Source organism: Halomicrobium zhouii, assembly GCF_900114435.1.
Taxonomy (GTDB): Archaea; Halobacteriota; Halobacteria; order Halobacteriales; family Haloarculaceae; genus Halomicrobium; species Halomicrobium zhouii.
In genome coordinates this window covers 306,343-331,875 of record NZ_FOZK01000003.1, presented here as the reverse complement: position 1 = coordinate 331,875, position 25,533 = coordinate 306,343, and the positions used below count along the sequence as shown (strand labels likewise).

Here is a 25,533-nt window from a genome sequence, read left to right as displayed (position 1 = left end):
GTTATCGCTCCTATGCGCGTCGCGCTGGTCTCTGTCGGTGACGAACTTCTCACTGGGGACACGGTCAACACGAACGCCGCCTGGCTGGGACGGGAACTCAGCGACCGCGGCGTCGCCGTCGAGCGGACGACCGTCGTCCCCGACCGGACCGCCGACATCGCCCGGGTCGTCAACGAGTACCACGCCGAGTACGACGCCGTCGTCGTGACCGGCGGGCTCGGTCCGACCCACGACGACGTCACTATCGAGGGAGTTGCGGCGGCGTTCGGTCGCGACGTCGTCGAGAGCAAGGACGCCCTCGACTGGCTGGAAGAACACGGCGGGTACTCGCGAGACGACCTGACAGAGCGAACGGGCCACGTTCCAGAAGGCGCCAGGGTCCTGCCGAACCACGAGGGCGTCGCCCCTGGCTGTGTCGTCATGAGCTGTTACGTGCTTCCGGGCGTGCCCGACGAGATGCAGCGGATGTTCGCCGAGATCGAAGACGAGTTCGCGGTCGGGTCCCGGCACGTCGAGGTGGTCGAGACGCCGGAACCCGAGAGTGCGCTGCTGGACAGGCTGGCGTCTGTCCAGGAGGAGTTCCCGGTGAAAGTGGGGAGCTACCCCGGTGAGAACGTTCGGATTCGGTTCACCGGCACCGACCCCGACCTGGTGGCCGAGGCCGCCGCCTGGATGCGAGAACGCGTCGAGCTCGCCGGCGATTAGCTGTACAGGTCGCGGAGCCACAGCGCGGTCAGGGCGATCCCACCGAGGCCGACGGCCCAGCCCGCAGCGTTGACGACGCCCGCGTTGACAGTCTCCTGGAGTGGAACGAACATGGAGGGAAATTTCACCCCCGGTGGCTTCATACCGTCGATTTCGGCGATCCGCTCCGGGTCGCTTTTGCCGGGGCCCGGCTAACGACTCCCTATGCGACGGATCGGCCTCGTGGTCAACCCCATCGCCGGCATGGGCGGCCGCGTCGGCCTGAAGGGAACCGATGGAAAGGTCGAGGAGGCACGAGAACGGGGCGCGGAGCCACGCGCACCCGGACGGACGCGTGAAGCGCTCGACGCCCTCCGGGAGTACGCTGGCGACGAAGGCCTGGAACTGGTCACCTACGGCGGCCCGATGGGCGAGGACGTCGCGCGCGAGGCGGGGTTCGACCCGGTCGTCGTCGGCAGTCCGAACGATCCCGACGAGACGTCCGCGACAGACACCAGGACGGCGGTTCGGGCCTTCGTCGCCGACGACGTCGACCTGGTGCTGTTCGTCGGTGGCGACGGGACGGCGGCCGACGTGGCGGAGACGCTGGAAGACGAGGGCAGTCGTGTTCCGATGATCGGCGTCCCCGCGGGCGTGAAGATTTACTCCTCCGTGTTCGCCGTCTCGCCGCGCGCCGCGGGCCACGTCGCCGCGACGTTCTCGGAGACCGAACGCGCCGAGGTCAACGACGTCGACGAGGACCAGTATCGCGAGGGTGCGGTCCACACGGAACTCCGGGCAGTCGCGACCGTCCCGGTCGCCGAACAGCGCCAGTCCTCGAAGCAACTCGGCGGCGGGACCGTCGAGACGCTCGCATCGGGCTTTGCCGAGGATATCCGCGAGGGCGTGACATACGTACTGGGTCCGGGGAGTACCGTCGGGGCGATAAAGGAAGCGCTGGGGTTCGACGGCTCACCGCTCGGCGTCGACGTCTGGCGCGACGGCGAGGTGCTGGTGCGCGACGGCGGCGAACGGGAGATACTCGACGCGCTCGGCGAGGAGAACGTCGTCGTCGTCTCGCCTATCGGCGGTCAGGGGTTCGTCTTCGGCCGGGGGAACCAGCAGCTCTCACCTGCCGTTCTCCGACAGTGCGACGTCGAGGTCGTCGCGTCGCGCAGTAAACTCGACACGATCGGTACGTTGCGGGTCGACACGGGCGACCCCGACCTCGACGAGGAACTGCGCGGCTGGCTCCGGGTCCGCGTCGGGACGTTCGAGCGTCGACTCGTCGAGGTCGTCTGACCGCTCGCGTGGAAGGGGGCCCGGAAACCCTCTCCCTTGCTTTCATCCTTATCGCGCCTGGACGATATATGGGTGTAAGGACAAGACTAAGGTATTCTGCTCCCGACTAAGGACGTATGGAAACCCGGAAAGTCCAGCGCCTGGGTCCGTCGACCCTCGCGATGACGCTCCCCGCGGAGTGGGCGAGTGCACACAACGTCGAGAAGGGCGACGAGGTGTCGCTCAGAATGGGTGGCAAGGGAACGCTGACCGTGCTACCGGAATCGGTCCAGTCCGAAGAGTCCGAGGCGATCATCTACGCCGAGAACCTCGACGCCAGCTCCGTCGAACGGGCCATCGTCGCCCAGTACGTCCTCGGCCGTCGGATCATCCACGTCGAGGCCGCCGAGGGCGAGACGCTCGATTCGGCCCACATCAACGCCGTCTACAACGCAGAGACCCAGTTGATGGGCCTCGGCGTCATCGAGGAGACCCCCGAACGGATCGCGATCCGGTGTTCCGTCGACCCCGAGGACTTCACCCTCGACAACCTCCTCGAACGGCTCGAATCCACCGGGAGCACCATGCGCAACGAGGCGATCAAGGCGCTGGCCAACAGCAATCCGGACCTCGCCCAGCGCGCGCTCAACCGGGAGCGCCAGGCCAACAAGATATTCGTTCTCCTCCTGCGCCTCATCTTCACCGCCTACCAGAACCCGAACCTGGCGCGGGCCGTCGGCCTGGAGGACGGGTTCCCCCTGATCGGCTACCGGTCGATCGCCAAGAACCTCGAACTCACCGCAGACAACGCCGAGGACATCGCCGAAATCTCCCTGGAGGCCGACGACCACTCCCTGTCGATCGACTCCTCGACGATGCGCCGGATCCGCGAGTTCACCGACCAGGTCGACGAACTTACCGAACTGGCGGTCCAGGCCGCCGTCGAACGCGACTACGACCTGGCCATCGAGGTGAAAGAGCTGTTCGAGGAGATCGGTGACCGGGAACACGAGATCCTTCGCGACCTGCCGGAGATGTCGAACGAGAGCCTGCTGGAGGTCCGTGAGGTGCTCGTCAGCCTCCAGCAGACAGCGGGGTTCGCCGTCCGGAACTCCGAGATTGCCACGAACCTGGCGCTCAACGAGCAGTCCGAGCACACGACCATCCAGTGAGTCGAGCGCTCCCCCGATTTCGATACCCACTCGCGACCGGGGCGGCCAGCCGCTGACGAATGAACTAAGTGGGCGCTCGGGGAATCCCTGGATATGGCTACGACGACGCAGTCCGACTTCGGCGTCGGTCTCGGACTCCTCTTCTCGCTGGTCGCCCTCGGCGCGGCCATCGCGACGACCGTACTCGGTTACAACTACGCTATCGCTCACGCCGCCGGCGAAGCGGCCGGAACGACCCAGATAACCGCCGCCGTCGCGTTCGGTGTCGCGCTGCTGGCCGGTGGCCTCGCCGTATCCGCCATACACGTCTACGATAACTGATATCCTATCGTGAACGAAAGGAACCGTTAAGGGACTCAACCCCCTCAACAGAGGTATGGGTCAGTTCAGCGAGGAAGACCGCCGCATTCTCGATTACCTCCGGGATAGCGTCGCGCGTGGTGAGAGTTACTTCCGCGCGAAGAACATCGCTGAGCAGCTCGGCCTCTCGTCCAAGCAAGTCGGCGCTCGCCTCCCCCGCCTGGCGGAGGAGGCAGAAGAGGTCGACATCGAGAAGTGGGGTCGTGCGCGCTCGACGACGTGGCGAGTCACGCCCAGTTAGTCCGGCGGTTTTTTCGGGGAGCGCTCCCACCGTTGACGTATGACGATCCGGGTCCAGCGTGAGCTCGTCGTGGACGCCTCCCCGGAGCGAGTGTGGGCGTTCATCGCGGATCCGGACAGGCGCGCCGAACCGCTCAGCGTCGTCGAGGACTGGACAGTCCACGACGATGGCTCGGCGACCTGGCAGGTCGCGTTGCCGATTCCCATCGTCGACCGGACCATCACCGTCGAGACGAAAGACGTCGACCGTCGCCAGAACGAGTACGTGAAGTTCACCGGCAAGTCGAGCGTGATGCGCGTCAGCGGCGAACACCGGCTGGAGGCGGTCGACGGCGGGACGCGACTCACGAACACCTTCGTCGTCGACGGCCGGTTGCCGGGCGTCGAGCGGTTCTTCGAGCGGAACCTCGACAGGGAACTGTCCAACCTGGAGGACGCCCTCCGCGCCGACCTGGAGGACGGGTCGTGAAACTCGCGCTCGCACAGTTTCGTATCGCGAGCGCCGCCGTCGAAGCGAACACCGAGCGCGCGCTGTCGACCATCGCGGACGCGGCCGAGCAGGGGGCGGACCTGGTCGCGCTCCCGGAGATATTCAACGTCGGCTACTTCGCCTTCGACGCGTACGCGCGCCGCGCCGAATCCCTCGACGGCGAGACGCTCTCACGGATACGCCAGGCCGCCGTCGAACACGACGTCGCCGTGCTCGCGGGGAGTATCGTCGAGGACCTGGCCGCCAGCGCGGCGGCGGGGTTCGAGACGCCGGCCAACGAGGGGTACGCGAACACTGCCGTCCTCTTCGACGCGGACGGCGCACGCCGCGTGACCTATCGAAAGCGCCACCTGTTCGGATACGGCTCCGCCGAGCAGGACCTGCTGGTCCCCGGCGAAACGATCGAGACTGCAGCAGTCGGCGGGTTCACGGTCGGCGTCACGACGTGTTACGACCTGCGATTTCCCGAACTGTATCGGGACCTGGTCGACGCCGGGGCGACCCTCGCGCTCGTCCCGAGCGCCTGGCCGTACCCGCGCGTCGAACACTGGGAGCTGTTCACCCGGACCCGCGCCGTCGAAAATCAGCTGTACGTCGGCGCCGTCAACGGCGTCGGGGAGTTCGAGGAGGCGACGTTGCTCGGCCGGTCGGCCGTCTACGACCCGTGGGGGACGACGCTCGCGAGCGCCAACGACGAGGAGGCGCTCGTGGTCGCCGATATCGACCCCGACCGTGTCGAGGAGGTTCGACGCGAGTTCCCGGCGCTCGCCGACCGACGGTAACCCCGAGCTTTATCACGGAAGACGTATCATACTCCAATGCCGGCACGGCGCTTTTCACGTTGCTGCCGGCGCAATCCCGTCTCGCTGCTCGGCCACGGCGACGCGCGCCCGAAAGGCTGTCCGGACAGCCTCCCTCGCAACTCGCTGGGCCTGGACGCTCCGGGACCGGTCCGCACCTGGGCAGTGTGGACCCCCCGCGTCCGGGTCCAGTTCCGCGCTATCGCCTTTCCGTCACGCCGTACCTGCTCTCGAGTCTCTGCTACTCCGATTCCGTCTTGATGTCCGCTGACAGCCCCTGGGCCATCTGTATTTCCGTCGAGTTGTTGAGCGTCCACGCCGTCCGCTCGGTGACCGCCTCGATGACCTCGCGCGCGCTGGGGTAGCCGTTGCCCGACTTCTTGACGCCGCCGAAGGGGAGCTGGACCTCGGCGCCGATACAGGGCAGGTTGCCGTAGGCCAGCCCGAGTTCCGCGCGGTCGCGGTACCGGTTGATCTGGCGGTAGTCCTCGGAGATGATCGCGCCCGCGAGCCCGTACGGCGTGTCGTTCTGGATCTCGATGGCCCGGTCGACGTCCCCCTCGTACTCGACGAGCGCGACGTGGGGGCCGAACACCTCCTCTTTCAGGCAGCGCAGGTCGGTGTCGTACTCGATCTCGTAGACGAACGGTCCGGCCCAGTAGCCGTCCTCGTGACCGTCGGGAATTTCCGCCGGATCGAGGTCAGCCCGGTCCACGAGCACCTCGCCGCCCTCCGTCTGGGCCAGGTCGTTGTACTTCGCGAACTTCTCGACCATGCTTTCCTCGATGACCGGACCCATGAACGTGTCCGCGTCGAGCGGGTCGCCGACGGCGACGTCCTCCGCGAGGTCGACGAACCGCTCTTTGAACTCGTCGTACACGTCCGTGTGGACGATCAATCGCTCGGAGGAGACGCAGCGCTGCCCCGTCGTCTTGAAACTCGACATGATCGCCGAGTGGACGGCGACGTCGAGGTCCGCTTCTTCGGTGACGACGATGGCATTCTTCCCGCCCATCTCGCAGGCTGCCAGCTTCCCGGGTTCGCCGCCGACCTTGCTGGCTATCTGCTGGCCGACCTCCGCGGAGCCCGTGAAGAGGACAGTGTCCACGTCGTCGGCCTCGACGATAGCGTTGCCCGCGTCGCCGAACCCCTGGACCACGTTGAAGACGCCGTCGGGAATCCCGGCGTCCTCGAACATCTCCGCGACGACCTGGCCGCACCAGGGCGTCTGTTCGGCGGGTTTCCAGACGACGGTGTTGCCCTCGACCAGCGAGACGGCCATGTGCCAGAACGGGATGGCGACGGGGAAGTTCCACGGCGTGATACAGCCGACGACGCCCCTGGGCTTCCGGCGCATGTACGCGTCCTTGCTCGCGATCTCGGAGGGGACGACGTCGCCGTGGGGATGGCGGGCGTTGCCGGCGGCCCACTCCACCATGTGCCAGGCCTCGGTGACGTCGGCCTTCCCCTCGCTGATCTCCTTGCCGCACTCCTTCGTCACGATCTCGCCGAGTTCCTGGTGTCGGTCGCGCAGTTCGTGGTAGATGTCCCAGAGGTACTCCGCGCGGTCGATGTACGACAGTTCGCGCCACTCCTCGAACGCATCGGCCGCGGCGTCGACCGCCCGTTCGACGTCGGATTCGATCCCGCGCCTGAACGTCCGCAGCGACTTACCGGTCGCCGGATCGACGCTCTCGAAGGTCTCCTCACCGTCGCCGTCGGTCCACTCGCCGTTTACGTAGTGCCCTGAGGCGTCGTCTTGCTGTCCGGTCATGTCCCGGAAGTTGGTCGCGGACGGACAAAAAGGTGGGTCGCAGGTTCGCAGACGGCGTCTGTTCGGCCAGTCGGCTGGATTACCCGGACCAGTCGAGTCCGTCCATCGCGTCGTCGAAGTGGCTCCCCTCGATGACGACGTCATCGGCTCGCTCGTTGGCCTCGTCTGGGCTGGCGCTGTCTGCGACCTCGCGGATGGCGCGCATCGACGCGGCGCGGACCAGCGCCTCCAGGTCGGCGCCAGACCTCCCCTCCGTGACCGCAGCCAGTCGGTCGAGGTCGACGTCGTCGCCCAGCGGCTTCCCCTCGGTGTGGACTTCCAGAATCTTCCGGCGGGCCGCCTCGTCCGGGTTCGGCACCTCGACGTGCTGTTCGAGTCGTCCGGGACGGAGGAGCGCGTCGTCGAGGCCCTCGCGGCGGTTCGTCGCGGCGAGGACGACGAGGTTCGGGTTGTCGGTGACGCCGTCGAGTTCCGTCAGCAGCTGGGAGACGACGCGCTCGGTCACCTCGTGGGTCTCGCCGCGCTGGCCGGCGATGGCATCGATTTCGTCGAGGAAGACGATGCTCGGGGCGGTCTGGCGGGCGCGGTCGAACACCTCTCGCACCGCCTTCTCCGACTCGCCGACGTAGCGGTCCAGCAGCTCGGGGCCGTTGACGTGGACGAAGTTGACGCCGCTCTCGCCGGCGACGGCGCGGGCGAGCAGCGTCTTCCCGGTGCCCGGCGGGCCGTAGAGCAGGACGCCTGTCGGTGGATCGGTATTCGCGGCGTCGAACAGCGGGCCGTAGACGAGGGGCCACTGGACGGCCTCGGTGAGCGTGTCCTTGGCCTCCTCCAGGCCGCCGACGTCGTCGAAGGTGACGGTGGGGGACTCGGCGACGTACTCGCGCATCGCGGAGGGGTCGACGGCCGCCAGCGCCGCGCCGAAGTCTTCCCGCGAGACGTCGGGGTCCTCCTTCTCCCGACGGAGCGCGTTCATCGCGGCCTCCGTCGTCAGCGACTGGAGGTCCGCGCCGACGAAGCCGTGGGTCCGGCCGGCGACGCGGTCCAGGTCCACGTCGTCGGTCATCGGCATCTCGCGCGTGTGGACGTCCAGAATCTCGCGCCGGCCGCCCTCGTCGGGGACGCCGATTTCGATCTCGCGGTCGAAGCGGCCGCCGCGGCGCAACGCCTCGTCGATGGTGTCGACGCGGTTCGTCGCACCGATGACGACGACGCGGCCCCGGTCTTCGAGCCCGTCCATCAGCGTGAGCAACTGGGCGACGACGCGGTTCTCCATGTCGGCGTCCTCGTCGCGCGCGCCCGCGATGGAGTCTATCTCGTCGATGAAGAGGATGGCCGGCGCGTTGGCCTCGGCCTGCTCGAACGCCTCGCGCAGTCGCTCTTCAGACTCGCCCTTGTACTTCGAGACGATTTCGGGCCCGGAGATGGTGTCGAAGTAGGCGTCGACCTCGTTGGCGACGGCGCGGGCGATGAGCGTCTTCCCGGTGCCCGGCGGGCCGTGCAGCAGGACGCCCGACGGCGGGTCGATGCCGAGCCGGCGGAAGCGCTCGGGTTCGGAGAGGGGCACCTCTATCATCTCGCGGATGAGGTCCAGTTCCTCGTCGAGGCCGCCGATGTCCTCGTAGGAGACGTCGATGTCGGCGTCCTCCGGCGAGGGGCTCTCGCCGGTCGGCTCGCTCGGTTCGGCCGTGCGCGAGGCGCTCTCGTCGCCGCCGTAGGGGAGGACGGTGAGCCGGGTGTCGTCGGCCACGCGGACCGAGCCGTCCGGCGTCGTCGTGCGCACGAGGAAGGTGCCCAGTCCCTCGACGTGGACCCGCTCGTCGGCCTGGACCATCCGGTCGACGAGGCGGTCCCTGACGGTGTGTTCGTAGGCCTCGTTCCCGGGGAGTGGCTGGGCCGGCTGGACGGTGACGCTCGTCGCGTCGTCGACGGTGGCGTTGTGGACGGTGACGACGTCGCCGATGTTGACGCCGGCGTTGGCCCGCGTGTCCGCGTCGACGCGGACGAACTGGCCGTCCTCGTCCGCGGGCCACACCTTGACGACGGTCCGCCGGTCGCCCTCGACGATGACGGGGTCGCCGCTCAGCACGCCGAGTCGACTCCGGGCCGATTCGGGGAGTCGCGCGATGCCCCGCCCGGCGTCGCGCTTGTTGGCCCCCTCGACAGAGAGTTCGAGTCCGGCCGCGTTCTGACCGCTCATGTCGTCGCGTTGGGATCCGAACGCCTTGAGCGTTCGCGTTGCGGGGTTCCGTATCCGGCCACTCTTCGGCGTCGACGGAACGACGGCGAATCCGTCCGCTATCGGAGTAATACCTTTACTGTTGGCCAGCCATGAGATTCACATGGTCGTCCAAACGGAGCGGGACGATATGACGTGGTTCAAGTGCGAGCACTGCGGCCTGATGTTCGACGATCAGGGCGACGCGCGACAACACGAGAAGAACTGCGATTCGGAGGAGCCCTCCTACATTCAGTAACCGCTGGACCAGGAACGCGCTCACTCGCTCCGCTCGTCCGCGCCTTCGGAATCCGGAGAAACGATCTCGTAACTCCGCTCACCCATCTCGTCTTCTTCGAACACGAACACCCGTCCGTCCACCTGGTCCAGGTCAGCCTCGACTTCGACGCGCATCTGGTGGTCGCGGACGACGACGCCGGGGAACAGTTCGTCCTCCTCGTCGTCGAGCATGATCCGCCCGACGCCGGTGTCCTCGAGGATGTCGTCGTGGGTGTTCAGGTCGTTCACGTAGACGAGGATGCCCTGGGTTTCAGAGGCGTCGGTGACGAGCACGTGAGCGTCCTTGGCCGGCGCCGTCCTGACCGTCTCTTCGGCTTTCCTCGGGACGCCGTGGTAGAAGACGGTCCGGCCATCGTTGTACTCGACGGCGATGCCGTCCTCGGTGAGTTCGACGCCGAGTGTGTCCGGGGCGACGTCGTTGCGAGCGCTCATAGCTGGCCGTTGCGCGTGAACCGTCAAAAGCGACGCGTATCGGTCACGACAGATCGAACGCCCGCGGTCGTCGCGACGTACCAACTCCTTCGCCTCGGTGATCTCCCGGAGCGTCGTATCACCGCACGACCGTCACAGTCGATTTGGCGCGTTTCGTCACGCCCTCGGCGGTCGACCCGAGCAGCACGTGCGAGAGCGGGTCGTCGCTCGCCGCGCCGATGACGATCTGGTCGACGTCGTGTTCGTCCGCGTAGCGCAGGATCTGCCTGACCGGGTTGCCGAGTTTGACGACGCTCTCGTACGCGCCGTCGAAGTCGTCGGCGGCCGCACGCAGGTCGGCGTGGAGTTCTCGGGCGTTCTCCCACTCCTTCTCGTACCACTCCTGTGAGTACGCGGGAAGGCCGGCTTTGCCGAGCGGCGACTGCAGCCCCGGAGTGAGCGGGTCGATGTCGAACGGGTCGACGACCGTGATGACGGTGACGTCCACGTCCTCGAGGTCGAACGCGTGAGCCAGTGCACGCAGCGATTCCTCGGAGCCGTCGACCGGGACGAGAACGTGTGATCCCATGTGACTCGTTAGGAGGGTACGGATGAAAGGTCTGGTCCGAGACAGCGTCCGGCTCAGAGGACGATCGAGAACAGTACGTACGCGCCGATCGTCGATATCGTGGGCGTCAGCGCCCAGAGGAACACGATGCGACTGGTCGCGGCCGGGTCGAACAGGCTCTCGGCCGCGAGGTCGTCGAAGTCCTCCTCGCCGATCGGGGGGACGTCGATATCTTCCTCCGCTCCGGGAGCGTTCGCCTCCTGTTCTCGTTCGCTCGCCGCGAGCGTTCCCAGCGTCGGCCCGCTCGGCACGCCGGTCTCCGGGTCGTCGGCCGTGAGCGCACCGGTGGTGAGGCCCGCCCCCTCGTCGAACTGGGCGGCGTCCGGGTCGACTGCCCCCTTCGCGGCCTCGGCGACGGTGACTGCCCGGCTGGCACGGCCCCAGCCGAGGCCGATGATACAACAGGTCGTACTCACCGCGAGGCTTGCGGGGATCCCGAGCCGCGAGAGGACCGTGATGACCGTCGCGCCGATAGTCGAGACGATTAGCGCCGCCAGGATCGGCAGTTCGGTGATCCCATCACCGACCGTCGCCAGGGTCCGGCGAGCGATGGTGAACCCGCCGAGCCCGATCGAGCCGATCGCCAGCAAGATCCCGCTCTCGACGGAGACCGCTCCGCTCCCGACGAGCGGGGCGACCGCGTTGCCGGCGTTCGAGGCACCAGCACTGAAGCCCATGTAACACGCGATGACGAGCACGAGGGCCGCCCCGAGGACGTCCCACAGCGAGGCCCGGTCGTTGAACGCAGGTCGCGGTACCGCTCCCGAGCGATCGAGCCGGACCAGCGGGTTCTCCAGTCTCGTAAACGTGAATCGCGCGTCGAGGTGGGGGTAGAGGTAGCGGCCGATCAACATCCCGACCAGGAACGCGAGCAGCGGTGCGATTATCCACGCCGAGACGATCCGGAACATCACCTCTTCCCTGAGCGTCCCCGTCGCGAGCCCTAGGCCGACGATGGCACCGACGGCCGTCATCGACGTCGACGCTGGCACGCCGTAGAGATTCGAGATCAGCAGCGACGCGCCGGCGAAGAAGAGCACGCCGACACTCGCCGTCAGACTGAACTGCGTCGCCGGGACGATCTCGCTGCTCATCGTTTCGATGACGTTCCGGCCGATGGTCCAGCCGCCCAACAGCGCGAAGACGGTGAACAGCCCCGCCGCGGTGGCCTTTCCGAGGATCCGGCTCCCGACGGCAGGTCCGAACGCGACGCCCGTGGAGGATCCGCCGATGTTGTACCCGACGAAGGCGGCGACCAGCAGCCCGACGACGAGTAATCCGTCGACCATACCGACCCGTACGACCGTTTCGTTCAATGCTGTTGGGGACCGTCGTCTCGATGACGACGCGTCGTCACCGATCGGTCAGTTCTCTCCGTCGCCAGCGCCGGTCGCTCCCGCTGCGCTTTCCGACGGCGCTCGCTCCGCTCGCGCCGTCCTGCTCGCGTGTCGCTCCCTCCGCTCTCACGGGTCACTCCGTTCCCCGTTCGAGTAACCGCGGACGCTTCGCGCCCGCTCCAGTCGCTCCCGCTGCGCTTTCCGACGGCGCTCGCTCCGCTCGCGCCGTCCTGCTCGCGGGTCACTCCGTTCCCCGCTGCGCTATTTCAACGGCCCGCTCACATTCGTTCGCGCGCCGGCCTGCTCGCGGGTCACGTCGTTCCCCGCTGCGCTCTGTCGTCGGCGCCCTCGCGTTCGCTCGTGCGCCGACCTACCGCCACAGGTAAATACCGGCGCGCGGGACACTCACCCAATGCAGGGGAAGGCATCGGCCCCGGCCGCGGGCACGGTCCTCAACGCGCTCTCGACCGGTGTCGGGTCGGCGTTCGCCATCGACGAGTACACCACGGCGACTGTCGAGCTCTCCGAGGACGACGGGGGCTTCGAGGGAGACGTCGAGGACGAACCGGACGCGGACACGCGACTGATCGAGACGTGCGTCGAGTACGTCGTCGACGCGCACGGGCCCGACGACGTTGGCGGGACGGTCAGGACCGAGAGCGACGTCCAGATGGCCTCGGGCCTGAAGAGCTCCAGCGCCGCCGCAAACGCGACAGTGCTCGCGACGCTCGATGCGCTCGGCAAGTCGGACCGGATGACCCGCGAGGACGCCGCTCGCCTGGGCGTGATGGCTGCCCGTGACGTCGGTGTCACCGCCACGGGCGCCTTCGACGACGCGTCGGCGTCTATGCTCGGTGGCGTCACTATCACCGACAACGACGACGACGACCTCCTCTCGAGGGAGGAAGTCGACTGGGACGTGCTGGTGTGGACGCCGCCGGAGCAGTCCTTCAGCGCGGACGCCGACATCCGCCGCTGCCAGCAGATCGCGCCGATGGCCCGACTCGTCGAGGACCTGGCGCTATCGAGCGAGTACCAGCGCGCGATGACCGTCAACGGTTTCGCCTTTTGCGCCGCGCTCGGCTTCGACCCCGAACCACTGGTCGAGGGACTTCGACAGGTCGAGGGCGTCTCGCTCTCGGGCACCGGGCCGTCGTTCACCGCCGTCGGTGAACGTCCCGCCCTGGAACAGGTCCGCGAGTACTGGAGCGAGCGCCCCGGCCGGACCTGGCTGACGACCACGCAGACGGAGGGTACCCAGATACTATGAGCACGAACCCCGACGACATGGACCTCGACGAACTGCGCGAAGAGATACAGAGCATCGACCGCGAAATCGTCGAACTCATCGCCCAGCGCACCTACGTCGCCGACACCATCGCACAGGTGAAAGACGAGCAGGGCCTCCCGACGACCGACGAAGAGCAGGAACAGGCCGTGATGGACCGGGCCGGCGACAACGCCCAGCGCTTCGACGTCGACGACAACCTCGTCAAGGCGATCTTTCGGCTGCTCATCGAGTTGAACAAAGTGGAGCAGCGGGAAAGCAGATAGTCCAATTTGGGCGTTTTAGAGCCTCTATCACCGTCAGAGTAGTCGATTCTTCTTCCGGCTGTTGCTCTATCTGTCGTCATTCGTAAAGAGGTAAGTTGGCACCTTCACACAACTTCTCAGCCGAACGAGAGCCAGACGATGAGCGTGAATTCTAGGACAACGACACCCAAATTCGCAGCAAGCCCGAGATGGTGTTGAACGAGCAGCTCTCGCACACCTTGTCGCACCGATTGTATGTCGCTGTTGCTGGACGTGTTTTTCACGCGATTCACTGCCCCGATTATATCTCCGAACACGAGAGAGTAGCCCGAGATACCCCAGTAATACGTGATGATCACCACCGATGGCCAATCCCATCCGCGTTCGAATCCCTGATACAGTAAGGCGACAGTCCCGAATAGAATCACGAATCCGTACGAAGGCGGGAGAACAGGAATGAGATGTTTTAGCACTCGGTGAACGAACCGCACGTCGTCGTCATCGACAGTCTCTGCATCCACGTCGAACGCCAGCGGCAAGACGAACCGTTCGATCCGGGAAAGGATGTAAAATATCGCAGTACCGAACGCGAACAGTGAGAGAACCACTCCGGATACCAATTCGAGCGCCATGGTTATCTCAGACCCACCTCGCGGTCATCGCGTTGCGCGTGAAGGCGGTCGGTGAGATACGCGGTGAGGGGAGCTACCCGCGGCGGCTGACCACGGAACCCGATGTGGTCGTCGGGTCTGATTAGGTAGAGGGTTGGAACCGTGGCATCGTACTGCGAGTGAAGTCGATTGGCTTTATCGACCAATACTGAGACCTCTCCGCTATCCGGAACCTCGTCGACGCCGTCGGAGACGATTACGTACGGATGGATCTCGATGGCATCGAAATCGACCAGTTCAGCGGCAACGTGAAACAACGCGTCGACGTCGGCGGCTACGTCGCCGGCGAACAGCAGGATCACGAATCCAATCTTCCCGTGCATCTCGCGATACAACGATGTCTCAGCTCCGTCCGGGTAGTAGCAGGAACCGTCGAGAATTCGTTCTCCAGCCCTCGGTGCGTGCCATGAAGCTTCGATCCGTTCACGTAAGTCTCGTATTGACGTCCAATCCAGTAGACCAGTGAGCGGAGAATCGATCTGAACGGTGGACAGTGAACCACCTCGGTACGTATCGTCGAGTTGTGTCATCGTCCGTAGTATACGTCCCTGAACTCCACTGGATCGAAGTACGCGAGGGAGGATGGTGTTCCGAACCGCCTTCACCGCTGGGTTTGCGGTGACGAGCACTGATCCCGATCTCCCCGTTTTCTCCAGTACGGACTGGGCAATCGGTTTCCGCTCCTCCTCGTAGGTATCGAGAAGTGCATCCGAGGCGACCCCCTCGCAGACGAGGACGAGTTTCCACCCGAGATTGTACGCGTCTTGGATGCCTAAGTTCATTCCCAATCCACCGAGCGGATTGTGGATATGCGCCGAGTCACCTGCGAGGAAGACCCGTCCACTACGGTAGCGTGAAACCATTCGCTGGTTGGCGACGAAATTGGATGTCCACGGGGCATCGTGGAGTGTGACGTTCTGGTGGCTCGTCCGCTCCCGGAGCAATCGCTGGAGAACGTCGATAGTCGCATCCGGTCGCTCTGCTTGCGGGATGGGGGTCACGTCGATGAACAACCGCCAGAGGTCTTCGCCCGGCATCGGCAGGACGGCCACGACACCCTCCTCGTGGAACCAGATGGACGCTTCGGTGCTCGGGAGCGTCCAATCGGCCTTCGCATCGGCGACGAGGACTTCCTGTTCTGTCGTCACACCCTCGAGTTCGAGACCGAGCGTCTCCCGAACGTGACTGTGCGCGCCGTCGCTTCCTAGAAGCCAGTTCGCTGTGATCTCCTCGGTCTGCTCTTTGCCGTCCTCGCGGTGTCGGACAGTCGCCGTGACCATTTCGTCCCATTGACCGAACCCGACGAGTTCGCGCTCGAATTCGATTTCACCGCCCAGTTCGTCGAGTCGCTGACCGAGGATTTGCTCGGTATGGTTCTGCGGAAGGAACCAGATGAACGGATACGGTGACGGAGGCCGAACGTTGTCCATGTCGAGGTGGAACAACGATTCGTCGTCATCGTAGGCGGTTGCGCCGGTGACGCGAACTCCCTTCTCCAATACTTCGTCCAAGACACCCATGTCCTCGAACGCTTGAAGCGTTCTGGGCTGAATCGCCAGCGCCCGTGACGTTTGTACGGAGCTGTCTTCCTTCTCGATGAGTCGGCAGTCGACGCCGCGCCGACGAAGTTCGATGGCCGTGGTCAATCCGGTGGGACCCGCACCCACGATCAGTACCTCCGTCTCGCTCGTGACGGGATCAGTCACGACGTCCCTCCCGATCCCACTCCTCCTTTACTCGCTCCCAGGCCCGTCCTGTCGCTAGCAATCCGCCGATCAACAACGCGGCCGGCCGACGGGGATTCGACGACGAGTCGGGCGCACGGACGAGTTCTGTATAAACCGCTCCCACCATCGTTCCGGCGGTAAGTCCGCCGCCCATGACGCCGAACACTGGTCGTCCCCGGCCAGCTAACAGTCCAAGACCACCGACCGCTTCGACGGTTCCGGTAACCAGCCGGAACCACTGCGGATACCCCCAGTGTTCGAAACTCTGGACTTGACGGTCCACACCGGCGAGTTTTGAGCCACCGCTGAGTACCATCACTACTCCGAGTAGCGATGAGACGGTATCCAGGAGTCGGTCACCGAGGCCGAGTGGTTCTAGTCCGGCATCATACCGCTCGTTGTCTCCGGCTCGAGTTCCCTTCTTTGTACTCATAGATGGCCATACGGCGGACACGAATATTCAAATGCTGCCGAGCATTATCGGGAGTTAATATACGGTGCAGCGATCGAAAGTGAGTCTATGCGTTCGGAGAACGACGAACGAGAAAACGGACAACGCATGAGGGCACTCATCTTTACCCTCGGGCAACGAAACGAACCCCACATCGCGTATCGGATGTTTGGTACGGATTCCGAGTTCGAAAGAGAACGCGTCTATCACCTCAACGTGCTGGAAGACGGAACCGCCGTCCTGTTCGGTAAATTACGGGGGGACATAGAGCGAGCGAGAACGTTGTTGGAAGAGGACGCAGACGTGCTCGGCTATAGCATCTCCGGCCAGGGAAGCCGAAGCGGACTCGTATTCGTACATGCTCGACCGCCACCGGAGATAAAACGATTTTTGCAACTGCCGCGCACTCACGAGGTGTTCTTCGATTTCCCCATCGAGGGCGCCGAACGTGGAGGTCTCCGAGTGACGATGATCGGTGAGACGAACAGCGCATTACAGGAAGCCCTCGCCGACGTTCCGGCGGAACTCGACGTCACTGTAGAACGCATTGGTGCCTATCCTGAGGTCGGGGGTAACGTCGTGTCGTTGTTGACTGACCGTCAGCGAGAGGTGTTGGACGTCGCTCTCGACCTTGGCTACTACGACGTTCCGCGTAAAGCGACCCACCGCGATATCGCCGATCAGATGGGCCTCTCGGTCGGGACCGTTGGTGAACATCTACAGAAAATCGAGGCTCGGGTATTCAACGGAATTGTCTCCTGACCCCCAACCCTGAGCGACCCATTGCTCCACGGTTAGTCGGTTTATATATGCGAAGTCGTGTGTGGCTGTAATGACCGTTATCGACGGATCTGAAGTGCGGAACCCGTTAAATTTCGACCAGATACAGTATGGATTTCGGCTACCTGAACAAAGTGGAGCAGCGCGAGAGCTGGTAGAAGTTGCTCCACCGGATAATTTCCACTAGTACGACCTTACTTCGAGGTCATCGACTCGGTTGAAATGTTTGGTATTTCTCGTGATAATCGACTCGTCGTTCAGGAGGGCAGTCGCTGCGATAATACAATCCTCCCGCTCGATCTGCTTGCCACCGTTGATTAGTTGACCGGCGAGTTTCCCGGCTTTTCGCATTACGGCTTGGTCGGCACTTACCACGTGCTTCGTTTCCAATACGTCGAGGATACGCTGACGTTTCGTTTCTGGCGCTTGCGAACGGGCAACGCCCTCGTAGAGTTCGAGGACCGTTACGGAAGATACCTTCTGTGGCTTTGATTCCTTCTCGACGATGTCGAGAAGCTGTTTTGCGTTTCCGTCTCCACGTAACAGGTCGATGATAAACGACGTGTCCTGAATCATTCCGCCTTCCCGTTACCAATAGCTTCGTCTAGCTCCGCTGTGAGGCGGTCGCTCCGTTCTCCCGACCGATCTCGCCCCTCCCCAATCGCGCTTTCGAGGTCCGAAGCCTCCTCCTCGGAGAGGATACCTGCGACTTCATTCCACGACCGTTCCCCCGCGAGGCGTTTGACGGTTTCACTGAAGCTCTCCCCTTCTTTCTTTCGGGCCCTCAACCGTTCGTAGGCCTCTTCGTCGAGTGAGATCGTCTTCGTGGCCATCGTAGTACACAGTAGTACGTGTACGCTTAAAAAAATTCGCGCGAGGCCCGATCGCTCAGTATCACATAGCGGAAAGCCGGCGAGATGTGCGGAACCGTGTAACGTGAGTTATAGACCTGAACAAGGTCGAACAGCGGGAGTCTCGATAGCCGGCTCACTGCCCTATCCGGGAGTCCAGTTATGGGAATCCTTGCTCGCCGGCCACGCCGCGCTCTCCAGGCCCAAGGTCCTTATACTCTCCGTGGGGAACCACGGCCATGACGGAGTACGAACTCGACGACGTCGACAGAGAGATCCTGTTCGCGCTACAGGACGACGCTCGCAACCTCTCGTCGGGTGAGATCGCCGAGCGGACGGACGCCTCGTCGAGCACGGTCCGCAAGCGCATCCAGCGGCTCGAATCAGACGGGATCATCAAGGGCTACAGCGCCGACGTCGACTACCAGCAGTCCGGCTATCCGCTCCGGATGCTCCTCTTCTGTACGGCCCCGATCCCGGAACGCGGCGAGCTCATCGACGACATCCTGGAGATATCCGGCGTCGTCTCGGTTCAGGAACTGGTTACCGGCGAGAAGAACCTCCTCGTGACGGCCGTCGGCGAGACGGACGACGACATCACCCCCGTCGCTCAGGAATTGCTCGACATGGGGCTGACTGTGGCCGACGAGGTGCTGGTCCGCAGTCACGAGGCGACGCCGTTCGACGGCTTTTCCTCGCGCTGATTCTCCGCTGGTCGATCCGCGTTCGTGACGAGGAACCCCACCGAGTCGCCCCCCTGAACGAACCGTTCGGTTTACGGGAACTCACTACCGGATCGTTCTTCCAGTGGTGTTTTATCCGTCCGCTTCCAGCCTTCGATCGATCCGAATCGCGACGCACACGGGCACGCTCACGTCCGATACCGGTGCCTGAAAGGAGTACGTCGTCGTCGATACAACGACGGTTGGCCGGGTCCGGCCGCCGTCAGTGACTCGGTGCGTCCACCCGCCGTCGCCGACGCTGCGCGACCATAACGTTCTTTCATTTTAGTCCAGCGAACATATTGGTAATTTCGATGGATATAATAACCAGTCTGTTCCAATCCATAGTAACGACGACCAGTCGCGCGAGTGACGCCAGACGTCTCGGAGTGCGTGTGGTGACGGAGCGCTGTGCTGGTCGCGCCGAGGATACGAACAATGGCAGGTCAAACGCGTTCGAACGAGGCAGTGACGCTCTCCGAAACAGCGACGCAGTCTGACTCACTCGTTCCGCGGGCCGCGACCGCGGCGGTCTGGGCGCTGTTTCTCTTCAGCCTTGGCGTGCTCGCGCTGACAGCCCGGGCAGGAGGTGGGTGGTCGGTACTGGACCTGTTCGTCGTCGACGGGCTGACTGCGGTCGTGTGGGCAGTCGTCACGTTCTTCAGCGGCATCGTCCACAGCTACTCCCGTCGCTACATGGCCGGCGACCGCTACCTCGAGGGGTTCTTCGGTCGCATCTTCGCGTTCACCGTCGTCGTCATGACGATGACGGCGGCCGACAACGTCGGGCTGTTCGTGGCGGCGTGGCTGGCGATGGGGTTCCTCATGGCGTCACTCATCGGCCACGAGCGCGAGTGGGCACAGGCACAGGCCGCCGCGGGGACCGCTCGCCGGTACTTCCTCGCGAGTAGCGCCCTGCTCGCTGCCGGCGTGGCCATCTTGGGCTGGACGACCGGCGCGACCGCCATCACCGGAATTCTCCAAGAGGCCCAGCAGATACCGCGGCTGGCACTCCTCGCCGCCGTCTGCTGTCTCTTCCTCGCGGCGACCATCCAGTCGGCGCTGTTCCCGTTTCACACGTGGCTGCTGTCGTCGATGACCGCGCCCACGCCGGCATCCGCCCTGATGCACGCCGGCTTCGTCAACGCGGGCGGGATCCTGCTGACTCGTTTCGCACCGCTCCTCTCGGGCGAGACGCTCCTCCTGTCGGCCATCGTCGTCGTGGGCGCTTTCAGCGCGCTGCTCGGTCAGGCCATGCTCCTCGTCCAGACGGACGTCAAACGAAAGCTCGGCGCCTCGACCATGGCGCAGATGGGTTTCATGATCCTCCAGTGCGGCCTCGGCTTCTTCGCCGCCGCCGTCACCCACCTCGTCCTGCACGGCTTCTACAAGGCGTACCTGTTCCTCTCTTCGGGTGAGGCAGTCGAACGGACGACCCCAGGGGTCGGGAAACACACCGAGTCGTCGCTCGCACGCGTCGGCGTCAGTCTCCTCACTGCCCTCGGAGGCGGCGTCCTGTTCGCGGCGCTCACCGGCAAGGGGACGGAACTGAACAGCGGGCTCTTCTTGACCTTTATCGTCGTCCTGACGACGATGCACGCGACGCGTGACATCCTCAGGCGAGCGGTCCTCTTACCGTGGCTCAGGCTCGTCAGCGTGCCAGTGATCGTCCTGACGGCCATCGGCGCCTACGCCGCCCTGTTCAACGCCATCTCGACGATCATCTCGGGCGCTCCGATGTCGGAGGCGCCGACCGAACTGACCGCCGTCCACGGCGCCCTCGCGGTCCTGTTCACGGCGGCGTACGTCGCGACGGAACTGGGCTGGCACCGTTCGAGCGAGCGTCTCTACGTGGCGCTGCTCAACGTCTCGCAGCCGGACCCGGACACGATTCTCACGCGCAAGGAGGACTACGATGACGCTTGAACGAGACGCCCTCACCGACAGCATCGACCGCGCCGCCGAGACCGTCGGATCGGTCTGGCCGCTCCACTCGTTCGTCACGGCCAACCCCCTGGCCGGGTTCGAGGACCAACCGTTCCACCGCGCCGTCGCGGAGGCAGAACAGCTGTTCGGTGGTCGTGGCTATCCGCACCCGACGGTGTTCCGCCAGGCGTGGGAGAACGGCCAGATCGACCCCGACGTGCTGGCCGCGGAACTGGACGCACACGACGTCTCCGGGGACCCGGAGACGCTACTCGAGGAGATGACAGCGGCCGAATCCAGGCGGCAGACCGAGACGGACGCCGCCGCGGAGACGCTCGACCGAGTCCTCTCGAAGTGGCTCGCCGCGTTCCTCGACCAGGGGCAGGCCCAGTGGTCGATGCCGGGCCGCGATCAGGGATTCTACGCCGCCTGGCGGGCCCTGGTCCCGCACGACGACGAGGTGCCGACCTGTGAGGACCCAGCCGACCTCCCCGAGAGCCCGACAACGGCGCTGGATACGGTCCTCTCGGAGTACCCACAGGGTCGCTGGGAAGCTATCTTCGAACACCACCTCGCTGCACTCCCCGGCTGGACCGGCTTCATCAAACAGCGCGCCGACGGCCACGCCGGCCCGTGGCAGGAAGCGCACCCCGTCTCGCTGCTGGAGTACCTCGCCGTGCGGCTGACGCTGGCCGAGCTGCTGGACGCGCCCGTCGCCCCCGACGAGGGGGAGCACGGAGCCGGCGACCACGAGGCCGATACCGACGAAATCGCTCGAGCAGGCGACGAGGACGTGCCGCTACCCGAGATGTGGCTGACAGCGTGGGAGAAGAGCTACCGCGCCCGGCTCCTCGACCAGATCGATCGGGAGGCCACGACGTCGCAGTCCACCGACGACCAGCGCCCGGCCGCCCAGCTCGTCTTCTGCATCGATACGCGTTCGGAGGTTATCCGGCGCCACGTCGAGGCCGCCGGTCCGTACGAGACCCACGGGTACGCAGGCTTTTTCGGCGTACCCATGCGCTACGAGGCGTACGACTCCGACGTCGAGGTCGACGCCTGTCCGCCGATCGTGGACCCGCAGCACCGCGTCACCGAACGTCGCCGTTCCGACACCGACGCCCGAAAGACGCCCCGCGACTGGTGGTCCCAGCTGACGACGGCCGGCCGAAAGCACCTCAAGTCGCTCAAGACGAACGTGGCGGCCGCCTTCACCTTCGTCGAGGGGGGCGGGAGCGCCTACGGAGGGGCGATGGCCGCACGGACGCTCTTCCCGTCGACTGTCGCTGACGTCTCCGGGGCCATCGACGACTGGACGCCGGACCACGCCGAGATCTGCAGGCCGACGGTCGATCGCTGCGCCGACCCAGAGGGCGACGAACCGCTCCCCCAGGGGATGACCCTGGAGGAGAAGGTCAGTTACGCCGAGACCGCCTTCGACCTCATGGGCTGGGAGGAGTTCGCCAGGCTGGTCGTCTTCACCGGCCACGCGAGCGAGACGACGAACAACCCGTTCGATTCGAGCCTCGATTGCGGCGCCTGCGCCGGGAACCCGGGCGGTCCGAACGCGCGCGTCCTCGCCGCCATCTGCAACGACGAGGACGTCAGGGCCACCCTGCGGGAGCGCGGATTCGACGTCCCCGCCGACACGGTGTTCCTCGCCGGCGAGCACAACACGACGACCGACGAGATCGCGCTGTTCGACGGCCACGTCCCCGAGAGCCACGCGTCGGACCTCGAACGCCTGCGCGAGGTCCTCGAACGGGCGCGCGCCGCGGCCGCGGCCGAACGGACGGCGTCGATGCCGGGCAGCGACCCGGCGGACGCCGTCCGGGAGACGGAGCGACGGACGGCCGACTGGGCGGAGACCCGTCCCGAGTGGGGACTGGCCGGCAACGCCTCCTTCGTCATCGGGCCGCGAGAACTGACCGAGGGGCGGAACCTGGAGGGCCGGGCGTTCCTGCACTCCTACGACTGGACCACCGACCCGGACGGCGAGGCCCTGGAGGCCATCGTGACCGGTCCGCTCGTCGTGACCCAGTGGATCAACAACCAGTACTACTTCGCGACGGTCGACAACGGCGTCTACGGGAGCGGCTCGAAGGTCACGCAGAACCCGCGCGGCAACGTCGGCGTCGTGCAGGGGAACGGTGGCGACCTGATGACCGGGCTCCCGCTGCAGTCGCTCATGGCGGCCGACGACCAGCCGTACCACCAGCCGCTCCGTCTCACGGCGGTGATCCACGCCCCCGTCGATCGAGTCACCGAGATTCTCCGTGACCACGCGGCGGTCGGTGAACTGTTCGACAACGGCTGGCTGTCGCTCACCGTGGTGGACCCGGAACAGGAGAACGAGCCGTTCCACTACCAGGGCGACCTGGAGTGGGAGCCGCAGGTGCGCGAACCGATCGTTCACTGACCGCCCGCACGATTTCGCCCTTCCCGCCCCTCGCTCGGACCAGACCGTCCGCTCTCAGTACGTCCAGAGGCGGTCGATGCGCGAGTCGATCTGGGGGTACGCCTCCCGCAGCGCCTCGACCGAGCGCTCGCCGTCGACGTTGATCACGTGCACCTCCCCGCGACGGCCGCCGTAGACGCCCTGGAAGTCGTAGACGACCCCGATCACGTCGACGGTGTCACCGATCTCGTCGCAGTCCCGGAGCACCGACACCTGCTGGTCGACGTTGTACTCGACGAGGTGGTTGACTGCGGCCGAGCGGTCCAGCCCGTCGGGGAGCGCCTCGACGCCGGGTTCGACGTGGGGCTTCAGCAGTTCGAGGCAGTACTCGATGCCAGGCAGGTCCGATAGCCCGTGGCTGAGCGCGTCGTAGGTCGCCGTGACGGCTCCGCAGCCGGTGTGGCCCATCACGACGACTGTCTCCGTGCCAGTGTGTTCGACGGGGTAGAGGACGTCCCCGGAGACGACGTCGCCCGAGGCCCCGCGCTGGGTGACGCGGTTGCCGATGTTGCTACAGGTGAAGACGTGGCCGGGTTCGTCGTTGCCCCACACGTGGTCGTGGAGGACGCGAGAGTCAGAGCAACTGACGCTGACGACTTCCGGGTGCTGGTCCTCCTGGAGGTCGTCGAAGCTGAACTGGAACGCCTCGGCGTGGTCGGCGTTCCGTTCCAGGATGTCGACGAAGGATCGCCGCATGGCTAACCGGACGTGCGCCAGCCGGTATAGTACTTCGCCCAGGGCCAGATCGGCGACGGGTCCGGGAGCCTGCCGGCGGATCCGGTCGACAGCCCGTCGCGCTGGCTCCCGGTCAGGGACCGTCCGGTCGGCGGTGGGCCTCGAACCACTCGACGGCGAAGTCGACGAGTGCCCGCTGGCTGGCGAGTCTGGCCGTCGCCGCGCCGACCGCCCCGGAGACGAGTCCGACCTCTCGTTCGAACGCTGACCCCAGCGCGTCGAAGTCCGCTGTGCTCGTCTCGAGGTCGGATATCTCGACGTCCACTCGATGGCCGTCTTCGAGAATCGGCGCCGTGCTCACTGTCCGCTCTTTCTGAAAGTCGGCCCGGTGCTCCGAGAGGTGGAACGACGTGTTGCTGTCGTGGCCGACGCCCAGCAGGAGGACGTCACCGTCGCGGTCGTAGACCCGGGCCAGCGGGGAGTTCTCCCCGAGAGGGTCGTCCAGGCCGTGGTCGGTCACGACGGCGTCGGCCGCCCCACCCCACGCAGCGAACGAGTACTGTGGGTGGCAGCTGCGAACGACGTCCGGGTAGTTCCGGAAGCACTCGGGTATCGCGCCCATCCCCCGCGTCGGGGTGACCTCTGGCCGATACGGCGGCCTGGACTCGCGGATCGAGTCGACCCAGTCGTCGGGGACAGGCGGCGCTTCCCAGTCCGCCGGATCGGTGTACTGGGTCGTGTGCGTCGGCATCACCAGCGTTCCCGCGTCGGTCAGTACCTCCTGGAAGGCGTCGATAACGGCCAGCGGTCCCCCCGAAACCCAGCCGAGCGCGCTCGTCGACGAGTGAACCAGGAGCGTGTCGCCCGCTTCGACGCCGAGGTCGCGCAGGTCGGCGACCAGCGAGGAGACGGTGACAGGTTCGTCGGCTCGGTCGATGGCGTCCGCTTCGCTCATGCGACGGCAGATGAAGAGCACGCGCTTCAGTGTTCTCCCGGACTGTGGGACGGTACCGTTTACCGTGTGGGTTCAGTCCCGCGTTCCGATCGAGCGCCGGATCGAACGCACCTCGTCACGGAGGGCGTCGCGTTTCAGGAGCGCGAACCCGATGACGATCAACGTGAACCCGGCGACGGTGAAGACGGACGGCGTCTCCTGGAGGACGAGGAATCCGGTGACGGCGGCGACGACGGGCGCCGCGTAGGAGACGAAGTTGATCTCGATCGGGCCGAGGCGTTCCAGCAGGTCGAAGTAGACGAGGAACCCCAGTGCGCTCGCGACGACGACGAGGTACGCGAGCGCGAGGACGGCGTCTGCGGTCCACTCGACTCCGGCCACGGATTCGCCGAGCAAGCGACTCACGACGTGCATCAGCACCGCGCCCAGCAGCATCGACCAGGCCTCCATCGTCTCGATGGGGAGGTCGGCGTCGATGCGGCGCGTGAGGACGCTGCCGAGTGCGAACGACGCGGCGGCGAGGAAGACGAGCAGTTGCGAGACGGTACTTCTCGTGACGAGGTTGCTCGGGTCGGGGTTACTCAGGACGACGACGCCGGCGAAGCCGAGGAGGAGGCCGGCGATTCCCAGCGCCGTGAGGCGCTCGTCCGGGAGCAGGCCGCGCGCGAAGCCGGTGGTCAGGACCGGCGAGAGGCTGACGATGATGGCCGCCGCGGCGCTCGTGGTACCCTGTTCGCCGACGAACAGGAAGGCGTGATAGGCGGCGATCAGCAGGAGGCCGCCGACGCCGACCAGGTACCACTCCTGACGGGACACAGGGCGCCACTGGTCGGTGGCGTAGACCGCATAGGCGAGCATCAGGACGCCCGCGGCGTCGTACCTGAAGGCCGCGAACAGCACCGGCGGAAAGAACTCGAGGCCCGCCTTGATGGCGGTGAAGGCCGAGCCCCAGGCGACGGCCAGCGCGAGGAACAGGACGAGATTGCGGTACCTCACGCCGGCCCACCCGCCCGACGGTCCGTTTCGAGGACTGTTCCGACCATCACGGTCTTACTCGACCGCTGGTGGCTAAACAGTGTATCGACTGGC

General features: G+C 65.5%; 27 protein-coding genes. 14 read left to right on the top strand and 13 right to left on the bottom strand.

Annotated features, from left to right (window positions below; translation table 11 throughout):
- The first annotated feature begins 12 nt into the window (after positions 1–12).
- The 7 genes from BM337_RS15355 to BM337_RS15325 all read left to right on the top strand — a co-directional run bounded on the left by BM337_RS15355 (position 13) and on the right by BM337_RS15325 (position 5,009).
- Complete coding sequence (locus BM337_RS15355) at positions 13–705, top strand: competence/damage-inducible protein A (RefSeq protein WP_089817524.1); 693 nt, start codon at positions 13–15, stop codon at positions 703–705.
- A 204-nt stretch (positions 706–909) separates the two neighbouring features.
- The gene (locus BM337_RS15350) at positions 910–1,986 is read left to right on the top strand and encodes an ATP-NAD kinase family protein (protein WP_089817523.1); all 1,077 of its coding nucleotides are present in this window, start codon (positions 910–912) and stop codon (positions 1,984–1,986) included.
- 116 nt (positions 1,987–2,102) lie between these two features.
- On the top strand, positions 2,103–3,137 hold the full coding sequence (locus BM337_RS15345) for a phosphate uptake regulator PhoU (protein WP_089817522.1): 1,035 nt from the start codon (positions 2,103–2,105) through the stop codon (positions 3,135–3,137).
- 93 nt (positions 3,138–3,230) lie between these two features.
- Entirely contained in the window at positions 3,231–3,458 is a 228-nt protein-coding gene (locus BM337_RS15340) for a DUF7525 family protein (protein ID WP_089817521.1), read from the top strand.
- Between the two features lie 55 nt (positions 3,459–3,513).
- The gene (locus BM337_RS15335) at positions 3,514–3,738 is read left to right on the top strand and encodes a DUF7123 family protein (RefSeq protein ID WP_089817520.1); all 225 of its coding nucleotides are present in this window, start codon (positions 3,514–3,516) and stop codon (positions 3,736–3,738) included.
- A 39-nt stretch (positions 3,739–3,777) separates the two neighbouring features.
- Positions 3,778–4,206, top strand: coding sequence for an SRPBCC family protein (locus BM337_RS15330; protein ID WP_089817519.1), 429 nt, complete (start codon positions 3,778–3,780; stop codon positions 4,204–4,206).
- Positions 4,203–5,009: a carbon-nitrogen family hydrolase gene (locus BM337_RS15325; protein WP_089817518.1), complete on the top strand. Its 807-nt coding sequence runs from the start codon at positions 4,203–4,205 to the stop codon at positions 5,007–5,009. Before BM337_RS15330 ends, BM337_RS15325 begins: the two co-directional genes overlap by 4 nt.
- Before the next feature lie 259 nt (positions 5,010–5,268).
- Here the strand turns inward: BM337_RS15325 and BM337_RS15320 are convergent, their stop codons facing one another.
- The gene (locus BM337_RS15320) at positions 5,269–6,801 is read right to left on the bottom strand and encodes an aldehyde dehydrogenase family protein (RefSeq protein WP_089817517.1); all 1,533 of its coding nucleotides are present in this window, start codon (positions 6,799–6,801) and stop codon (positions 5,269–5,271) included.
- A gap of 79 nt (positions 6,802–6,880) precedes the next feature.
- Positions 6,881–9,001 (bottom strand): AAA family ATPase, encoded by a 2,121-nt coding sequence (locus tag BM337_RS15315; protein ID WP_089817516.1) that lies wholly within the window; start codon positions 8,999–9,001, stop codon positions 6,881–6,883.
- Positions 9,002–9,143: 142 nt separating this feature from the next.
- On the opposite strand from BM337_RS15315, the gene BM337_RS21780 reads away from it, so the two are divergent.
- Positions 9,144–9,278 (top strand): DUF7128 family protein, encoded by a 135-nt coding sequence (locus BM337_RS21780; protein WP_281244909.1) that lies wholly within the window; start codon positions 9,144–9,146, stop codon positions 9,276–9,278.
- A gap of 20 nt (positions 9,279–9,298) precedes the next feature.
- On the opposite strand, the gene BM337_RS15305 is transcribed toward BM337_RS21780, so the two are convergent.
- The 3 genes from BM337_RS15305 to BM337_RS15295 form a co-directional block, all read right to left on the bottom strand.
- Positions 9,299–9,751, bottom strand: coding sequence for a DUF5796 family protein (locus tag BM337_RS15305; protein WP_089817514.1), 453 nt, complete (start codon positions 9,749–9,751; stop codon positions 9,299–9,301).
- Positions 9,752–9,869: 118 nt separating this feature from the next.
- Entirely contained in the window at positions 9,870–10,319 is a 450-nt protein-coding gene (locus BM337_RS15300) for a universal stress protein (RefSeq protein ID WP_089817513.1), read from the bottom strand.
- Positions 10,320–10,372: 53 nt separating this feature from the next.
- Positions 10,373–11,647: an inorganic phosphate transporter gene (locus tag BM337_RS15295; protein ID WP_089817512.1), complete on the bottom strand. Its 1,275-nt coding sequence runs from the start codon at positions 11,645–11,647 to the stop codon at positions 10,373–10,375.
- Between the two features lie 460 nt (positions 11,648–12,107).
- Here BM337_RS15295 and BM337_RS15290 point away from each other — a divergent pair, with 460 nt between their 5' ends.
- Both BM337_RS15290 and BM337_RS15285 read left to right on the top strand, forming a co-directional pair.
- The gene (locus BM337_RS15290) at positions 12,108–12,965 is read left to right on the top strand and encodes a shikimate kinase (protein ID WP_089817511.1); all 858 of its coding nucleotides are present in this window, start codon (positions 12,108–12,110) and stop codon (positions 12,963–12,965) included.
- Positions 12,962–13,249: a chorismate mutase gene (locus BM337_RS15285; protein WP_089817510.1), complete on the top strand. Its 288-nt coding sequence runs from the start codon at positions 12,962–12,964 to the stop codon at positions 13,247–13,249. Before BM337_RS15290 ends, BM337_RS15285 begins: the two co-directional genes overlap by 4 nt.
- Positions 13,250–13,365: 116 nt before the next feature.
- On the opposite strand, the gene BM337_RS15280 is transcribed toward BM337_RS15285, so the two are convergent.
- From BM337_RS15280 to BM337_RS15270, 3 genes are read right to left on the bottom strand one after another with little or no spacing between them, the layout of a single operon-like run.
- The gene (locus BM337_RS15280) at positions 13,366–13,860 is read right to left on the bottom strand and encodes a hypothetical protein (protein ID WP_089817509.1); all 495 of its coding nucleotides are present in this window, start codon (positions 13,858–13,860) and stop codon (positions 13,366–13,368) included.
- A gap of 2 nt (positions 13,861–13,862) precedes the next feature.
- The gene (locus tag BM337_RS15275) at positions 13,863–15,605 is read right to left on the bottom strand and encodes an FAD-dependent oxidoreductase (protein WP_143117730.1); all 1,743 of its coding nucleotides are present in this window, start codon (positions 15,603–15,605) and stop codon (positions 13,863–13,865) included.
- On the bottom strand, positions 15,598–16,059 hold the full coding sequence (locus BM337_RS15270; protein WP_089817507.1) for a DoxX family protein: 462 nt from the start codon (positions 16,057–16,059) through the stop codon (positions 15,598–15,600). The genes BM337_RS15275 and BM337_RS15270 overlap by 8 nt, the downstream gene beginning before the upstream one ends.
- 87 nt (positions 16,060–16,146) lie before the next feature.
- Between BM337_RS15270 and BM337_RS15265 the strand changes: the two genes are divergently transcribed.
- Positions 16,147–16,839 (top strand): helix-turn-helix domain-containing protein, encoded by a 693-nt coding sequence (locus tag BM337_RS15265; protein ID WP_218155575.1) that lies wholly within the window; start codon positions 16,147–16,149, stop codon positions 16,837–16,839.
- 201 nt (positions 16,840–17,040) lie between these two features.
- On the opposite strand, the gene BM337_RS15260 is transcribed toward BM337_RS15265, so the two are convergent.
- On the bottom strand, positions 17,041–17,433 hold the full coding sequence (locus BM337_RS15260; protein ID WP_089817506.1) for a type II toxin-antitoxin system VapC family toxin: 393 nt from the start codon (positions 17,431–17,433) through the stop codon (positions 17,041–17,043).
- Positions 17,430–17,690, bottom strand: coding sequence for an antitoxin VapB family protein (locus BM337_RS15255; protein ID WP_089817505.1), 261 nt, complete (start codon positions 17,688–17,690; stop codon positions 17,430–17,432). Before BM337_RS15255 ends, BM337_RS15260 begins: the two co-directional genes overlap by 4 nt.
- A gap of 257 nt (positions 17,691–17,947) precedes the next feature.
- On the opposite strand from BM337_RS15255, the gene BM337_RS15250 reads away from it, so the two are divergent.
- From BM337_RS15250 to BM337_RS15240, 3 genes are all read left to right on the top strand, one after another.
- Entirely contained in the window at positions 17,948–18,412 is a 465-nt protein-coding gene (locus BM337_RS15250; protein ID WP_089817504.1) for an Lrp/AsnC family transcriptional regulator, read from the top strand.
- A 456-nt stretch (positions 18,413–18,868) separates the two neighbouring features.
- A complete protein-coding gene (locus tag BM337_RS15245; RefSeq protein ID WP_089817503.1) occupies positions 18,869–20,356 on the top strand; it encodes a proton-conducting transporter transmembrane domain-containing protein in 1,488 nt (495 codons plus the stop codon).
- Positions 20,346–22,775: a DUF2309 domain-containing protein gene (locus BM337_RS15240; protein ID WP_089817502.1), complete on the top strand. Its 2,430-nt coding sequence runs from the start codon at positions 20,346–20,348 to the stop codon at positions 22,773–22,775. The genes BM337_RS15245 and BM337_RS15240 overlap by 11 nt, the downstream gene beginning before the upstream one ends.
- Before the next feature lie 54 nt (positions 22,776–22,829).
- On the opposite strand, the gene BM337_RS15235 is transcribed toward BM337_RS15240, so the two are convergent.
- The 3 genes from BM337_RS15235 to BM337_RS15225 all read right to left on the bottom strand — a co-directional run bounded on the left by BM337_RS15235 (position 22,830) and on the right by BM337_RS15225 (position 25,440).
- Positions 22,830–23,510 (bottom strand): carbonic anhydrase, encoded by a 681-nt coding sequence (locus BM337_RS15235; RefSeq protein WP_089817501.1) that lies wholly within the window; start codon positions 23,508–23,510, stop codon positions 22,830–22,832.
- A gap of 112 nt (positions 23,511–23,622) precedes the next feature.
- A complete protein-coding gene (locus tag BM337_RS15230) occupies positions 23,623–24,444 on the bottom strand; it encodes an AAC(3) family N-acetyltransferase (RefSeq protein WP_089817500.1) in 822 nt (273 codons plus the stop codon).
- Between the two features lie 72 nt (positions 24,445–24,516).
- On the bottom strand, positions 24,517–25,440 hold the full coding sequence (locus tag BM337_RS15225) for a DMT family transporter (protein ID WP_089817499.1): 924 nt from the start codon (positions 25,438–25,440) through the stop codon (positions 24,517–24,519).
- Positions 25,441–25,533: the final 93 nt, after the last annotated feature.

Coding starts and splice junctions, on each gene's coding strand:
- BM337_RS15270 (WP_089817507.1), bottom strand. CDS start 16,059: ATGAGTACAAAGAAGGGAACTCGAGCCGGAGACAACGAGCGGTATGAT.
- BM337_RS15305 (WP_089817514.1), bottom strand. CDS start 9,751: ATGAGCGCTCGCAACGACGTCGCCCCGGACACACTCGGCGTCGAACTC.
- BM337_RS15235 (WP_089817501.1), bottom strand. CDS start 23,510: ATGCGGCGATCCTTCGTCGACATCCTGGAACGGAACGCCGACCACGCC.
- BM337_RS15250 (WP_089817504.1), top strand. CDS start 17,948: ATGACGGAGTACGAACTCGACGACGTCGACAGAGAGATCCTGTTCGCG.
- BM337_RS15245 (WP_089817503.1), top strand. CDS start 18,869: ATGGCAGGTCAAACGCGTTCGAACGAGGCAGTGACGCTCTCCGAAACA.
- BM337_RS15280 (WP_089817509.1), bottom strand. CDS start 13,860: ATGGCGCTCGAATTGGTATCCGGAGTGGTTCTCTCACTGTTCGCGTTC.
- BM337_RS15290 (WP_089817511.1), top strand. CDS start 12,108: ATGCAGGGGAAGGCATCGGCCCCGGCCGCGGGCACGGTCCTCAACGCG.
- BM337_RS15330 (WP_089817519.1), top strand. CDS start 3,778: ATGACGATCCGGGTCCAGCGTGAGCTCGTCGTGGACGCCTCCCCGGAG.
- BM337_RS15320 (WP_089817517.1), bottom strand. CDS start 6,801: ATGACCGGACAGCAAGACGACGCCTCAGGGCACTACGTAAACGGCGAG.
- BM337_RS15300 (WP_089817513.1), bottom strand. CDS start 10,319: ATGGGATCACACGTTCTCGTCCCGGTCGACGGCTCCGAGGAATCGCTG.
- BM337_RS15260 (WP_089817506.1), bottom strand. CDS start 17,433: ATGATTCAGGACACGTCGTTTATCATCGACCTGTTACGTGGAGACGGA.
- BM337_RS15230 (WP_089817500.1), bottom strand. CDS start 24,444: ATGAGCGAAGCGGACGCCATCGACCGAGCCGACGAACCTGTCACCGTC.
- BM337_RS15345 (WP_089817522.1), top strand. CDS start 2,103: ATGGAAACCCGGAAAGTCCAGCGCCTGGGTCCGTCGACCCTCGCGATG.
- BM337_RS15240 (WP_089817502.1), top strand. CDS start 20,346: ATGACGCTTGAACGAGACGCCCTCACCGACAGCATCGACCGCGCCGCC.
- BM337_RS15355 (WP_089817524.1), top strand. CDS start 13: ATGCGCGTCGCGCTGGTCTCTGTCGGTGACGAACTTCTCACTGGGGAC.
- BM337_RS15255 (WP_089817505.1), bottom strand. CDS start 17,690: ATGGCCACGAAGACGATCTCACTCGACGAAGAGGCCTACGAACGGTTG.
- BM337_RS15315 (WP_089817516.1), bottom strand. CDS start 9,001: ATGAGCGGTCAGAACGCGGCCGGACTCGAACTCTCTGTCGAGGGGGCC.
- BM337_RS15350 (WP_089817523.1), top strand. CDS start 910: ATGCGACGGATCGGCCTCGTGGTCAACCCCATCGCCGGCATGGGCGGC.
- BM337_RS15265 (WP_218155575.1), top strand. CDS start 16,147: ATGCGTTCGGAGAACGACGAACGAGAAAACGGACAACGCATGAGGGCA.
- BM337_RS15295 (WP_089817512.1), bottom strand. CDS start 11,647: ATGGTCGACGGATTACTCGTCGTCGGGCTGCTGGTCGCCGCCTTCGTC.
- BM337_RS15340 (WP_089817521.1), top strand. CDS start 3,231: ATGGCTACGACGACGCAGTCCGACTTCGGCGTCGGTCTCGGACTCCTC.
- BM337_RS21780 (WP_281244909.1), top strand. CDS start 9,144: ATGGTCGTCCAAACGGAGCGGGACGATATGACGTGGTTCAAGTGCGAG.
- BM337_RS15335 (WP_089817520.1), top strand. CDS start 3,514: ATGGGTCAGTTCAGCGAGGAAGACCGCCGCATTCTCGATTACCTCCGG.
- BM337_RS15285 (WP_089817510.1), top strand. CDS start 12,962: ATGAGCACGAACCCCGACGACATGGACCTCGACGAACTGCGCGAAGAG.